At 68.1% G+C, this 13,391-nt stretch carries 9 protein-coding genes and 1 pseudogene; 4 read left to right on the top strand and 6 right to left on the bottom strand.

The window, feature by feature from the left end; all coding sequences use genetic code 11:
- Positions 1-45: 45 nt before the first annotated feature.
- From AB4850_RS08940 to AB4850_RS08920, 5 genes are all read right to left on the bottom strand, one after another.
- A complete protein-coding gene (locus AB4850_RS08940; RefSeq protein ID WP_414439461.1) occupies positions 46-1,653 on the bottom strand; it encodes an ABC transporter substrate-binding protein in 1,608 nt (535 codons plus the stop codon).
- 102 nt (positions 1,654-1,755) lie between these two features.
- Positions 1,756-3,345, bottom strand: a complete 1,590-nt coding sequence (locus tag AB4850_RS08935; RefSeq protein ID WP_414439460.1) for an ABC transporter substrate-binding protein — start codon at positions 3,343-3,345, stop codon at positions 1,756-1,758.
- 84 nt (positions 3,346-3,429) lie between these two features.
- Positions 3,430-4,161, bottom strand: a complete 732-nt coding sequence (locus AB4850_RS08930; RefSeq protein WP_414439459.1) for a hypothetical protein — start codon at positions 4,159-4,161, stop codon at positions 3,430-3,432.
- 81 nt (positions 4,162-4,242) lie between these two features.
- Entirely contained in the window at positions 4,243-5,151 is a 909-nt protein-coding gene (locus AB4850_RS08925) for a bestrophin family protein (RefSeq protein ID WP_414439458.1), read from the bottom strand.
- A gap of 166 nt (positions 5,152-5,317) precedes the next feature.
- On the bottom strand, positions 5,318-7,642 hold the full coding sequence (locus AB4850_RS08920; RefSeq protein WP_414439457.1) for an FdhF/YdeP family oxidoreductase: 2,325 nt from the start codon (positions 7,640-7,642) through the stop codon (positions 5,318-5,320).
- 166 nt (positions 7,643-7,808) lie between these two features.
- Here AB4850_RS08920 and AB4850_RS08915 point away from each other — a divergent pair.
- Positions 7,809-9,224: pseudogene (locus tag AB4850_RS08915) on the top strand (PLP-dependent aminotransferase family protein); the annotation flags it as partial.
- Between the two features lie 143 nt (positions 9,225-9,367).
- On the top strand, positions 9,368-9,700 hold the full coding sequence (locus AB4850_RS08910) for an ArsR family transcriptional regulator (protein WP_414439456.1): 333 nt from the start codon (positions 9,368-9,370) through the stop codon (positions 9,698-9,700).
- Between the two features lie 55 nt (positions 9,701-9,755).
- Here AB4850_RS08910 and AB4850_RS08905 read toward each other — a convergent pair whose 3' ends face one another.
- Positions 9,756-10,745: a LysR family transcriptional regulator gene (locus AB4850_RS08905; protein ID WP_414439455.1), complete on the bottom strand. Its 990-nt coding sequence runs from the start codon at positions 10,743-10,745 to the stop codon at positions 9,756-9,758.
- A gap of 198 nt (positions 10,746-10,943) precedes the next feature.
- On the opposite strand from AB4850_RS08905, the gene AB4850_RS08900 reads away from it, so the two are divergent.
- Together AB4850_RS08900 and AB4850_RS08895 are read left to right on the top strand one after the other, a co-directional pair.
- Positions 10,944-12,059 (top strand): porin, encoded by a 1,116-nt coding sequence (locus AB4850_RS08900; RefSeq protein ID WP_414439454.1) that lies wholly within the window; start codon positions 10,944-10,946, stop codon positions 12,057-12,059.
- Positions 12,060-12,147: 88 nt separating this feature from the next.
- Entirely contained in the window at positions 12,148-13,332 is a 1,185-nt protein-coding gene (locus AB4850_RS08895; RefSeq protein WP_414439453.1) for an alpha/beta hydrolase, read from the top strand.
- The last annotated feature ends 59 nt before the right edge of the window (positions 13,333-13,391 follow it).

Raw genomic sequence — 13,391 nt, 5'->3', positions numbered from 1 at the left:
GATGCGCCGGGCGCGGCAAACCCGCTTGGCGCGGGTGCGCCGCACCTACTTCTTCAATTGCCGATACGACACGAGATCGTTGATCGGCCCGACCGCGAGGCCGGACACGCCCGGCGCGGTGGCGACCTGCGCCACCTTCTCGAACAGAATCACGAACGGCGAATCGGCCAGCATCGCGCGCTGCATCGCCTGATACCGCTTCGCGCGTTGTGCCGGTGACGGCTCGGCCAGCGCCGCGTCGGTCTGCCTGGTCAGCTCCGGAATGGCCCAGGCGTTGCGCCAGGCCAGCATCTTGTAGCGTGAGCCGTCCGAATTGTCGGGATTCCAGGCGAAGCCCTGCGCGTTGCTGTGCGGATCGATGTAATCGGCCGACCAGTCGCCGATGTAGATGTCGTGCTGGCGCGCGCGGTATTTCGACAGCGTCTGCTTGTTGTCGCCGGGGATCAGCGTGAGCTTGATGCCGGCCTGCGCGAAGTTGGCCTGGATCGCCTGCGCGATCTCGGTGTACGGGTAGTCGTTGCGCACGTCCATCGTCACGGCGAAGCCGTTCGGCACGCCGGCCTTGGCCAGCAGCGCGCGGGCCTTCGCCACGTCGAGGTGGTACGGGTTGTCGTCGAGCGTGCCGAGGAAGCCTTCGGGCAGGAAGGTCTGATGAACCTTGTAGATGGTCTTGACGACGTTGCGCTGGATGCCGTCGTAGTCCACCAGCCATTTCAGCGCTTGCTGCACCTCGGGCTTGGCGAGCGTGGGGTTCCTGGTGTTCAGGCCGAGATAGAGCAGCGTGGCCTGCGGCGATGCCATGACCTTCGCCTTGCCGCTGTGCGCCACGGCGGCGAGATCGTCGGGGCTCAGGTCGCGCGCGGCGTCGATGTCGCCGCTTTCGAGCATCAGCCGCTGGGTCGCGGCCTCGGGCACGTGGCGCAGCACGATGCGCTTCATCGCGAGCGGCAGCCGGTAGCCGTCGAAGCGTTGCAGCACGAGGCTGTCGCCGGGCGTCCACTTGACGAGCCGGTAGCCGCCCGAGCCGGCTTCGTGGGTCTTGAGCCAGCCGTTGCCGAAATCGCCGTTCTGCTGCTGCGAGAGCAGCAGCGCGCGATCGACAACCGAGGCCGGCCACGCGCCGAGCACGTTGAGCACGAAGGTGGGCGCGTATTTGCGATCGGTGCGGATCGTGACCGTGTGCGCATCGACGGCCCGCACGTTTTGCCGGACGTTGGCGGGCGTCAGGCCGATGCCGGCCAGCACCGCGGCCGGGCCCTTGTCGAGCAGCACCGCGCGCTGGATCGACCAGGCCACGTCCTCGGCCGCGAGCGGGTTGCCGGAGTGGAACTTGAGGCCATCGCGCAGCGTGAACGTGAAGGTGGTGCCGTCGGCGTCCACCTTCCACGACTGGGCGACGTCGCCGTCGAACTTCGACGGATCCTTCAGGTTCACGCGCACCAGCCGGTCGTACACGTTCGCGATGTATTCCTCGGGCACCAGTTCGTAGACCTCGGCCGGATCGAGCGTCGAAAACTCGTCGAGCAGCGTGGCCATCACGAACATGTCTTTCGGCGTGGCCGCCAGCGCGTCGCGCGCGGGCAGGCCGGACAGCGCGACGCAGGCGGAGAGGGCGGCGAGCGCCGCCAGCAGGCGTGGTTTTTTCGGTGTCATTCGCAGGTTCATATGCAGGTTCATACGCACTCCGTCGAATCGGGCACCGGTATTACATCAGACATTCGAGCGCGCACTAAGCGCGTCAAAAATCCGCCGCGCCTACTTCTTCAACGTCCGATACGAGGTCAGGTCGTTGATCGGCCCGATTTCCGGCCCGCTCACGCCGGGCCGCGTGGCGACCTGCACCACCTTCTCGAACATGATGACGAACGGCGAGCGGTCGAGCACTTCCTGCTGGAGCTTGCGGTAGAGCGCCGCGCGCTTGGCGGGCGACGGCTCGGCCAGCGCCGCGTCGGTCTGCCTGGTCAGGTCCGGAATGGCCCAGGCATTGCGCCAGGCCAGCATGCGCGATGGCGAGCTGTCCGAATTGTCCGGATTCCAGGCGAACCCGCGCGCGTTGCTGTTCGGGTCCATGTAGTCGGGCGACCACTCGCCGATGAAGATGTCGTGCTGGCGCGCGCGGTACTTGCCGATCGCCTGCTTGGCGTCGCCCGGCAGCAGCTTCACGCGGATGCCGGCCTGCGCGAAGTTCGCCTGCAGCGCCTGCGCGATCTCCACGTACGGATAATCGTTCGGCATGTCCATCGTCACGTCGAAGCCGTTCGGCAGCCCGGCCTTGGCCAGCAGTGCCTTTGCCTTGGCCACGTCGCGATGGTACGGGTTGCTGTCGAGCATGCCGAGGAAGCCATCGGGCAGGAAGGTTTCGTGCACCTTGTAGGTGGTCGAGACGATGTTGCGCTGGATGCCCTCGTAATCCACCAGCCACTTCATCGCCTGCTGCACCTCGGGCTTGGCGAGGTTCGGGTTCTTGGTGTTCAGGCTCAGGTACATCAGCGCGGCCACCGGCGTGGCGGCCACCTGGATCTTGCCGGCCTTGGCGAGGCTCGCCAGGCTGTCGGGGCTCAGGTTGCGCGCGGCATCGGCGTCGCCGTTCTCCAGCAGCAGCCGCTGCGCCGAGGCTTCCGGCACGTGGCGCAGCACGATGCGCTTCATCGGGTAGGGCTGCGGATAGCCGTCGAAGCGTTGCAGCACGAGGCTCTCGTTGGCTGTCCACTTGACCAGTTGATACGGGCCGGAGCCGGCGTCGTGCGTCTTGAGCCAGGCGTTGCCGAAATCGCCGCCGCGCGCGTTGGCTTCCAGCAGCTTGCGATCGACGATCGAGCCGGGGCCGGCGCTCAGCACGTTCAGCACGAAGCTCGGCGCGGTCTTGCGGTCGGTTTGCAGCGTGACGGTGGCGGCGTCCACGGCGCGCACCTTCTGCATGACGTTGTCCTTGGTGAGGCCCAGGTCGGCCAGCACGCTGGCCGGCCCCTTGCCGAGCAGCACGGTGCGCTGCAGCGACCAGGCCACGTCGTCGGCCGTCACCGGGTTGCCGGAGTGGAATTTCAGGCCGGGCGTGAGCTTGAACGTGTAGGTCAGGCCGTCGGCGCCGACGCTCCACGATTGCGCGATGCGGCCGTCGAATTTCGACGGATCGCGCAGGTCCACGCGCACCAGCCGCTCATACACGTTGGCCACGTATTCGGACGGCACCAGTTCGTAGATCTCGGCCGGATCGAGCGTGGTGAATTCGCCGATCTGGGTGGCGATCACGTAGATGCCGGGCGGCGTCGCGGCCGTGGCGGGAACGGCGGGCGCCAGCGCCGCGAGCGCGGCGGTGACGGCGAGCGTGGACATCAGGCGCTTCATGCAGGCTCCGTCGAATCGAATGAATCCGCGATTCTCTCATTAATGCCCGGGCCTTCCGGCGCGGCGTCGCGCATGTCCCCCACGTCACCAATACAGCACGAAGCGGCCGTCCTGGCGTTGCAGGCCGTGGCCTTGCAGCGTGATGCGCGCCACGCCGCCGTCGCAGGCAAGCACGGCCTGATGCGTGACGAGCCCGTCGTGCACCACCAGCATGCCGTCGCGGTAGGGGAAGAACGCGGGCTCGCCGTCGGCGTTGCCGTCGCTTTCGGCGGGCCAGTGCCGCAGCCCGCTGCCGGGCGGCGTGGACAACGACAGCGTGAAGCTGATCAGCCCGCCCGGCGCGGGCTCGTGCGCGGGGAACACGTCGCGGAATTGCAGATCGCGGTGGACGTTCGCCACCGGCTTGCCGAACGCCGGATGCGGCAGATAGATATGGAAGCCGGGCAGCGCGGCGCGATCGACGTCGGCGGCCAGCACGGCGGGCGCGCCGAGCCGGGCCGACAGCGCGGTGGCCACGGTGTCGAGCAGCGGCCGGAATTGCGCGTCGAGCAGCGCGTTGGCGGCGTGGCGCGCGGCGTCGTCGGCATACAGGCCGGTGCCGTGCGGGCCATGGTCGAGATAGGCCGCCAGCCCCAGCGTGAAGAACGGCGCGACCGGATGGCGTGGCCGCCAGTGCTCGCGCAGTTGCAGCACGCGCCGCCCCCAGTCCTTGCGCGCGGCCGGCTCGAGCAGGTCGAGGTGGATCGGCTCGCGCAGCCGGGCGGCGGCGGGCAGCATGACGGGCTGGGCGATGGGCAGCGTGGCGGGAGCGCTCATGGCCGCATTGTCGGCTCGCGCGCGCGGCGGCGCGGCCGGCGATGCGATCCGGCGTAGCGCGGATGCGAAGCGACGAGCCGCCTACGCGGCGCGGTAATGCGAATCGGTGGGGATTTCATCGGGCAGCGGTGCGCCGGCGGTTTCGAGCAGCGAGCGCTCGATCTGGCGCGTCAGCGTATCGAGCGCGAGGTGGTGCGGCCCGGTGCCGAACGGCTCGGCGATATGGCCGGCGATGGTATCGAGCGCGATCAGCGTGTACGACACGAACACCGACACGAACGGCGTGGCGAAGCCGATCGAATCGACCAGCCCGAACGGCAGCATCATGCAGTACGAATAGATCGTGCGATGCAGCAGCACGTGGTACGGGAACGGGATCGGCGTGGAGGCGATCCGCTCGCAGCCGGCCAGCTTCTCGCCAAGTGTGTTCAGTTGCGCGTCGAGCATCCACAGCCGGGTATCGCTCAGTTCGCCGGCGCGCTGGCGTTCGGCCAGCCGGCCGCGCAGCAGATGCAGGATCGCCACCGGCCGGAACCGTGCGGCGGCCACCTGCGAGAAGGCTTCGGCGTCGAGGTACTGCGCGAGATCCTCGGCCGGATCGCTGCCGCGCAACTGGTGCTTCATCGCGTAGACGAACGCGATCACGGTGCGCGCGAAGCCTGCGCCGTCGTCGGTTGCGCCGTAGGCCAGCGCCTGCGAAACCAGCGCGCGCCCGGCGGTCAGCACGCCGCCCCACAGCTTGCGCGCTTCCCAATAGCGGTCGTAGCTGGCGTTGTTGCGGAACGCCGCGAAGATCGCCAGTGCAAGGCCGGCCAGCGTGAACGGGGTGGGGTTCAGCGGCACCTTGGTGCCGAGGATGCGGCCGTCGGTCAGCAGCGCGAGCAGGCTGATCACGGTCATCACGGCCAGTTGCGGCAGGATCGATTGCAGCACCGAGCCGTTCCAGACGAACAGCATCCGGAACCAGTGTTCGCGTGGGCGAATGATCATGACGGCAACTCCGATGCGGCGGGTGAAGCGGGTAACGCTACCAGAAACGCGATGCCTTGCCGACACGGCGCGCCATCGGGCACGCCGCGCCGGCGGCAAACGACAAGCGGAGAACGGGAGCACGGCGCGGCGGTCGAGCGCCGCCGCGCCGTGTTCGATCTGACGATCAGGCCGCGGCGCGCTGGACGGCCGCGCGGTGCATCAGCACCGGGATCGACTTCGAGGTGGGCGTGTTGGCGATGTCGGCCGTGCTGTCGAGCGGCACCAGCGGGTTGGTTTCCGGGTAGTAGGCGCCCAGGCAGCCGCGCGGGATGTCGTATTCCACCAGCAGGAAGCCGTCGGCGCGGCGCTCGATGCCGTCGTGCCACACGGTTTCCAGGTCGATCCAGTCGCCGGCCTTGAAGCCGAGCATCGCCAGGTCGTCCTTGTTGGCGAACACCACGCGGCGCTGGCCGAACACGCCGCGATAGCGGTCGTCGAGCGCGTAGATGGTGGTGTTGTACTGGTCGTGCGAGCGCGTGGTCATCAACGTCAGCAGCTTCTCGCCGTGCTGCGCGCGGGCGCGCTGGATCGGCGTGTCGGTCGGCAGCGGGTGCGCGATGAAGTTCGCCCGGCCGTTGGGCGTGATCCAGTCGCGCTCGCGCGAGGCCACCCGCAGGTGGAAGCCGCCCGGCTGGGCGATCTTCTCGTTGTAGTTCTCGAAGCCGGGCAGCACGGCCTCGATCGCATCGCGGATCAGCGCGTAATCGTTGATGTAGGCCTGCCAGTCGACCGAATCGCCCGGGCCGAACAGCGCCATCGCCATCCTCGCGACGATCGCCGTCTCCGACAGCAGGTTGGGCGAGGCCGGCTGGTTCATGCCGTACGACACGTGCACCATGCTCATCGAATCTTCCACCGTCACGCCCTGCGACACGCCGTTCTGCAGGTCGATTTCGGTGCGGCCCATGGTCGGCAGGATCAGCGCGTCCTGGCCGTGAATCAGGTGGCTGCGGTTCAGCTTGGTGGTGATGTGCACCGTCAGCGCGCAGCGGCGCAGGCCGTCCCAGGTGCGCGGCGTGTCGGGCGTGGCCATCGCGAAGTTGCCGCCCAGGCCGATGAACACCTTGACGTGGTCTTCCAGCATCGCCTCGATGGTTTCCACCACGTCGTAGCCGTGATGGCGCGGCGGCTCGAAGCCGTACACCTTGCCGAGGCTGTCGAGGAACGCCATGGTGGGCTTTTCCTCGATGCCGATGGTGCGGTTGCCCTGCACGTTCGAGTGGCCGCGCACCGGGCACAGGCCCGCGCCTTCGCGGCCGATGTTGCCGCGCATCAGCATCAGGTTCGACAGCATGTGGATGGTCTGCACCGAATGCTTGTGCTGCGTGATGCCCATGCCCCAGGTGGCGATCACGCGTTCGCTCGAGGCGTACAGCTCGGCCAGCGAATCGATCTGCGCGTACGACACGCCGCTCTCGGCGGTCAGCGCGGCCCAATCCTCGGCGCGCAGGTCGTCGGCGAACGCGTCAAAGCCGGCGCAGTGTTCGTCGATGAACGCCACGTCCAGCACGCGCGGCCGGCCGGCCAGCACCGCTGCGTCGTCGAATTCGAGCACCCGCTTGGCCACGCCCTTGATCAGCGCGAAATCGCCGCCGATGGTCGGCTGCACGAAGCGCGAGGCGATCTTGGTGCTGCCCATGGTCAGCATCTCGATCGGGCTTTGCGGATCGGAGAAGCGTTCCAGGCCGCGTTCCTTGAGCGGATTGATCGAGACGATGGTGGCGCCGCGCTTGGCCGCCTCGCGCAGCTCGCCGAGCATGCGCGGGTGGTTGGTGGCCGGGTTCTGGCCGAAGATCATCAGCAGGTCGGCATGCTCGAAATCGTGCAGCGTGACGGTGCCCTTGCCGACCCCGACCGTGGCCGGCAGGCCGCGGCTGGTGGCCTCGTGGCACATGTTCGAGCAGTCGGGGAAGTTGTTGGTGCCGAAGCGGCGCACCATCAGCTGATACAGGAACGCGGCTTCGTTGCTGGCGCGGCCCGAGGTGTAGAACGCGGCGCGATTCGGGTTGTCGAGCGTGTTCAGGTGGCGCGCGATCAGCGCGAACGCGTCGTCCCAGCCGATCGGCAGGTAGCGGTCGCTGGCGGCGTCGTACACCATCGGGTCGGTCAGGCGGCCGTGCTGTTCGAGTTCGTAGTCGGACTGGTCGAGCAGGGCGGTGACGGTGTTGGCGGCGAAGAAATCCGGCCCCACGCGCTTCGAGGTGGCTTCGGCGGCCACGGCCTTGACGCCGTTTTCGCAGAATTCGAAGGTGGACGCGTGCTGGCGGTCGGGCCAGGCGCAGCCCGGGCAATCGAAGCCGTCCGGCTGGTTCTGGCGGAACAGCGTGCGGTAGTTGCCGCCCGATACCCGTTCCTTGATCAGGTTGATGGCAACCTGCTTGACGGCCCCCCAGCCCGCTGCGGCGTGGTGGTAGGGTTCGATGCGCGGAGTCGGAGCTTTCTTCTTCATGGCTGCTACGTGTCGTAAGGCCGCCTCTAGCGGCGATGGAAACAGCGTACCTTTGCCGCAGTGCGTCATGGGTACACACCTGGCGCGGTCGAAAAAGAGTACAGTTGCGTTTTTTCAGCACACCTGAAGCCAAAACTGTGCTTCAGAACAATCTTAACGAGACAGCATGAAGCGTTACGAAAAGCTGGCCGACGAGATCGACGACATGATCCGGCGCGGCGTGTATTTGCCGGGCGAGCGGATTCCGTCGGTGCGGCAGGCGAGTCACCAGCACGATCTGAGCATCACCACCGTGGTGCGCGCCTATCTGGTGCTGGAAAGCCGTGGCGCGATCGAGAGCCGGCCGCAGTCGGGCTATTTCGTGCGGGCGCGCGAGGTGGCGGCCGACGAGCCGGCGCTGAACGTCAGCACGCCGATTGCCGTGTCGTCGACGGTGGACGTGAGCCGGCTGGTGCTGTCCACACTGCGCACCATCGCGCGCGACGACGCCGTGCCGCTCGGTTCGCCGTATCCCGATTCGGCGCTGTTTCCGTCGCAGCGGATCGCGCGCCACATGCACGGCATTGCGCGCCGCCGCACGCGCTGGGGCGTGATCGACGACCTGCCGCCCGGCAACCCCGAACTGATCCGCCAGATCGCGCGACGCTATGGCGAGCGCGGCATCGCCGTCGATCCGAACGAGATCGTCGTGACGATCGGCGCGACCGAGGCGATCAACCTGTGCCTGCAGGCGGTGGCGCGGCCCGGCGACACGATCGCCGTCGAATCGCCCACCTTCTACGCGATGCTGCACGCGATCGAGCGGCTCGGCATGCGCGCGATCGAGGTGGCCACGCATCCGGTGGACGGCATCGACCTCGACGCGCTGGCGCGCATCCTCGATCGCGAGAAGATCGCCGCGTGCATGGTGATGCCGAATTTCCAGAACCCGCTCGGCTTTCGGATGAGCGACGCGCGCAAGGCCGCGCTGGTCGAGCTGCTGGCGCGCCACGACGTGCCGGCCATCGAGAACGACGTCTATCACGAGCTGTATTACGGCGAGGCGCGGCCCAGCGCGCTGAAGTCGTTCGACCGGCGCGGGCTGGTGCTGCATTGCGCGTCGTTTTCGAAGAGCTTGTCGCCGGCCTACCGGGTCGGCTGGGCGATGCCGGGCCGCTACCGCGATCAGGTCGAGAAGCTCAAGTTCCTGAACACGCTGGCCACGCCCGCACTCGACCAACTGGCGATCGCCGAATATTTGCGCCACGACGGCTACGACCACCATCTGCGGCGCATCCGCAAGGCCTTTGCCCAGCAGGCCAACCTGATGGGCGCGATGGTGCGGCGCTTCTTTCCCGACGGCACGCGCATTTCCCAGCCGGCCGGCGGCTACGTGCTGTGGGTCGAGCTGCCGGCCGGCTGCGATGCGATGGCGCTGTATCAACTGGCGCTGGCCGAGGGCATTACGATCGGGCCGGGGCACATGTTCTCGACCACCGGCAACTATCAGCATTGCATCCGGCTCAACTACAGTTACCCGTGGTCGCCGCAGATCGAGGAGGCGGTGCGCACGCTGGGCCGGCTGGTGGCGGCGGCGGTGCGTGGGGAGGGCGGCGAGGGTGGCGCGACGGGAGCGCGCGGCAAGGGCAACGAGGCCGGAGAGAGCGGCAAAGTCGCCGAGAGCAACAAGGGCGGCAACGGCAGCGACAGCGGCGGCCGGATCGAACCAGACGAGGAGGAGACGAGATGACGAACGGCACGGAACACGAAGGCGGCCAAGTGGGCGGCGATGAACCGGATACGCAGGACGACGGCGGGCTCGACCCGGTGATCGTCGCGGTGCTGGCCTGCCTGCGCGACGCGCTGACCGAAACGCCGGGGCGCGCGTGGTCGCTGGCGAAACTGAGCAAGCGCTCGCAGGTGCCGATGAGCACGTTGCGGCGCACGCTGACGCAACTCGATGGCGCGGGGCTGACGCACACCGAGATCGGCGAGGATGGCATCGGCCACGTGACGCTCAGCGACGAGGGCGTGACGTTGGCCGATGCGTTGTTCTCCGAGGGTGGCGGGGCCGGCTGAAGACTGAAGCGCTGGAAGTGCCTTTTAGCGCCACCAGCGGCTTCAGTGGCTGAGGCTACCGAAGCGACCGAGGCCCCTGCCACCCCCGATCAATCGCGCGTCCCCCCGCCGCATCGCCTTCGCGATCGGCCTGCGCCTTCTTCTCCAGCACGAACTCGACAAACCGCGCCGCGGCCGGATCGCGCATCTCGATCGGATAGGCCAGGTGCAGCGGTGCCGAAAAACCGGCCGGATCGGCCAGCGGGCAAAACACGGCGCTGCGGTGGTCGTAGCGCTGCATCGAGGCCGGCACCAGCGTCACGCCCAGCCCGGCCGCCACCATATGGATGCCGGTCAGCATGCGCGGCACCTCGCGCGCCACGTGCGGCACGAAACCCTGGCGGCGGCACGCGGCCAGGAAATCCGCATACATGCCCGGCGCGCCCGGCCGGCGCACCAGGATGAATTCCTCGTGTTCGAGCGCCTTCAGTGAAATGGCGGGCGGCTCGCCCTGCTTGCCCTGCATGCCGTCGAGCAGCCGGTGGCCCACCGGCAACACCACCACCATCGGTTCGTCGAGCAGCGGCTCGAACGCCACGCCGGGCAGCGTATCCACCGGCTTGCGCAGAAACGCCACGTGCAGTTGCCCGTTCGACAGCCGCTCGCTCAGTTCTGCCGCGTTCAGCTCGGCCAGCGTGATCTCGATGCCGGGGTGATCGGCGCGAAACGCCCGGATCGCGTCGGTGGTCATCGGGTGGAAGCCGGCCGAACTGGTCAGCCCGACCGCGATCGTGCCCAGCTCGCCGCGCGCGATCCGTCGCGCGTGCGCCACACCTTGCTGCAGCGTGTCGAGCACCAGCTCGGCGCTTTGCGCGAACGCACGCCCGGCCGGCGTCAGTTCCACGCCGCGCGGCTGGCGCACGAACAGCTCGAAACCGATCTCTTCTTCCAGCAGGCGAATCTGCTGCGACAGCGGCGGCTGCTGCATCGCCAGCCGCTCGGCGGCGCGCGTGAACTGGCCTTCCTCGGCAACGGCAAGGAAGTAACGAAGGTGACGCAATTCCATCGGGACGGCTCCGGCAGGCAGGACGATCGAGCCATATTTCAGACATATGGCACTACAAGCGAATCGATATTTTACATCTGGTTTGGGACTCCATAGGATTGCGCCTGACACATTGCAGCCTGATATGGCGGGGTTCCCCGGGCGACGGAGACGGCCATCGAAACATCGAAAACCACAACAAGGTCCAGGAGACACGAAGTGAAAAAGCACCACGCCGCAGCAGCCCTGCTGCTTGCCGGATGCGCGTCCGCTTACGCGCAGCAGGACGAAGTCGACGAAGCACTGCAACTCGCCACCGGCGGGGGCAGCGGCGGCAGCTCGGTGATGTTGTACGGCGTGGTGGACGTCAACGTCGAATACCTGAGCCATGCGAGCGCGCAAGGCGGCTCGCTGTTCCGGATGAATTCCGGCGGCATCCACAACTCGCGCTGGGGCGTGCGCGGCTCGGAAGACCTCGGCGGCGGCAATGCCGCGTGGTTCGTGCTCGAATCGGGCTTCAACAGCAACGACGGCACCCAGGCCACGGCGGGCACGCTGTTCAACCGCACCTCGGCGGTCGGCCTGTCGAACCGCACGTTCGGCTCGCTGTCGTTCGGCCTGCAATACACCCCGATGTACGACGTCCTGCTGCGCTACGACCCGATGCAGTTCTCGCCGCAATACACGTGGTTCCCGACCACCGGCTCGTCGAACGATTTCGCGTTCCGCGCGCGCAACAGCAACATGATCAAGTACGTCGGCAGCTTCGCCGGCATCACTGCGATCGCGGGCTACAGCTTCGGCGGCGATCCGACCTCGTTCCAGAGCAGCGCGGCCTACGGCGCCGGCCTCGATTACGACGGCGGCACGTTCGGCGTGGGCCTCGCCTACGACTACCGCAACGGCGCGATCAACACCACCGGCAACTTCACCAAGTCGCGCAACCTGAGCATCGCGTTCCGCCAGGACATCGGCCGCGGCCAGTTGCTGGCGGGCTACGAGCATTTTCTGACCAACCCGGCCACCACCAAGACGGCGTCGTCGGCGCAGGCGCTGTTCTTCGGCGGCGTGCGCTATCCGCTCGCGCGCAACCTGAAGGTGACGGCGGCCTATTACTACGATCAGGACAAGACGCCCGGCAACTCCAATACCTGGATGGGCGTGTTGAGCACGCAATACGCGCTGTCCAAGCGCACCTCGCTGTACGCGACCGTGGCCTACGCCCAGGCGACGCGCGGCAACAACGGCGCCTTCACGCCGGTCGGCACCACCGACAGCACGGCGTTCGGGCCGAACCAGACCGGCGTGACGCTCGGCATGTTCACGCGGTTCTGAGCACGCCGCACGCGCAGCACGGTTTTATTCGTCAGCAGTCGGGCCAGGGCCGTGCGATGCGCGGCCCGCGCCCTCAGGAGCAGTTCGCATGCAATCCGTACCGATCCTCACCCGCCTCGCGCGGCGCACCGGGCTGGCCATCGCGGCCGGCGCGCTGGCCACGATAGGCACGATAGCCGGCCCCGCGCTGGCGGCTTCGGCGGCGACAGTCACCCCCGCCGCTTCGGCCGGGAGCGCCGCCACCGCTGCCGCTTCGGCCGCCGCCGCGCCGCACGTCTACAACGCGCACCTGCGCCCCGTCGCGCGGATCTCGGCGACGCGCATGCCGATCGCCACGCCGGCCGGCGCCGCGCAATTCCCGCTCTACCTGTCGCGCGACTGGAACCAGCCGCTGCCCGAAGTGACGCGCGCGGTGATCGTGATCCACGGCAAGCTGCGCAACGCCGATCGCTATTTCCACAGCGCCGAGCAGGGCCGCGACGCGGCCGCCGCGCAAGGCGCCGACGTGAGCGGCACGCTGCTGATCGCGCCGCAGTTCCTGGCCTCGCTCGATCTGGCCGAGCGCGGCGGTGAAGCCGGCAACGCCGCGCTGCTGCGCTGGGACGCCAACGGCTGGATGGCCGGCGACGCCGCGCTCGCGCCGGTCGCGGTCAGCTCCTACACGGTGCTCGACACGATCGTCGAACGGCTGGCCGACCGCACGCGCTTTCCGAACCTGAAGACGGTGGTGTTCGCCGGCCATTCGGGCGGCGGCCAGGTGGTGCAGCGCTACGCGGTGGCGGCGCGCGAAACCGGTGCGCTGGCCCGCGAGGGCATCGCGTTGCGCTACGTGGTGTCGAGCCCGTCGTCGTATGCGTATTTCGACGCCGAGCGCCCCGGCGCAGACGGCAAGCCCGCCGCGTTCGACGCCGCCGCGTGCCCCGGTTTCGACGACTGGAAATACGGCATGGCCAAGCGCCCGCCGTACCTGGCCGACCGCACCGCCGCGCAGCTCGAATCGGCTTACGCGGCGCGGCAGGTTACGTACCTGGTGGGCGGCAACGACGACGATCCGCAGCAGAAGGCGCTCGACCAGAGCTGCCCGGCCGAGGCGCAAGGCCCGCAACGCCTCGCGCGCGCCGAAGCCTACTTCGGCTATCTGCAGGCGCGCCATCCGCAAGGCCTGAACCAGCATCTGCACGTGGTGCCCGGCGTGGGCCACAACGGCGCGAAAATGCTGACCTCGGCCTGCGCACTGGCCGCCATCTACGACACGCCGGGGTGCGGATCATGAGTCAAGCCAATTCAGTCAATCACGTGACCGAGGTCGCGCGCGACAGCGCGGCGGCGGAG

Origin of the sequence: Burkholderia sp. 22PA0106, from assembly GCF_047497155.1 — a bacterium.
GTDB lineage: Bacteria > Pseudomonadota > Gammaproteobacteria > Burkholderiales > Burkholderiaceae > Burkholderia.
The sequence above is the reverse complement of the archived record's forward strand: the minus strand, read 5'-3'. Positions and strand labels throughout refer to the sequence as shown.

What these genes read in the sequence shown, in the direction of transcription:
- AB4850_RS08895 (WP_414439453.1), top strand. Translation starts at nt 12,148, where the DNA reads ATGCAATCCGTACCGATCCTCACCCGCCTCGCGCGGCGCACCGGGCTG.
- AB4850_RS08920 (WP_414439457.1), bottom strand. Translation starts at nt 7,642, where the DNA reads ATGAAGAAGAAAGCTCCGACTCCGCGCATCGAACCCTACCACCACGCC.
- AB4850_RS08910 (WP_414439456.1), top strand. Translation starts at nt 9,368, where the DNA reads ATGACGAACGGCACGGAACACGAAGGCGGCCAAGTGGGCGGCGATGAA.
- AB4850_RS08930 (WP_414439459.1), bottom strand. Translation starts at nt 4,161, where the DNA reads ATGAGCGCTCCCGCCACGCTGCCCATCGCCCAGCCCGTCATGCTGCCC.
- AB4850_RS08925 (WP_414439458.1), bottom strand. Translation starts at nt 5,151, where the DNA reads ATGATCATTCGCCCACGCGAACACTGGTTCCGGATGCTGTTCGTCTGG.
- AB4850_RS08940 (WP_414439461.1), bottom strand. Translation starts at nt 1,653, where the DNA reads ATGACACCGAAAAAACCACGCCTGCTGGCGGCGCTCGCCGCCCTCTCC.
- AB4850_RS08905 (WP_414439455.1), bottom strand. Translation starts at nt 10,745, where the DNA reads ATGGAATTGCGTCACCTTCGTTACTTCCTTGCCGTTGCCGAGGAAGGC.
- AB4850_RS08935 (WP_414439460.1), bottom strand. Translation starts at nt 3,345, where the DNA reads ATGAAGCGCCTGATGTCCACGCTCGCCGTCACCGCCGCGCTCGCGGCG.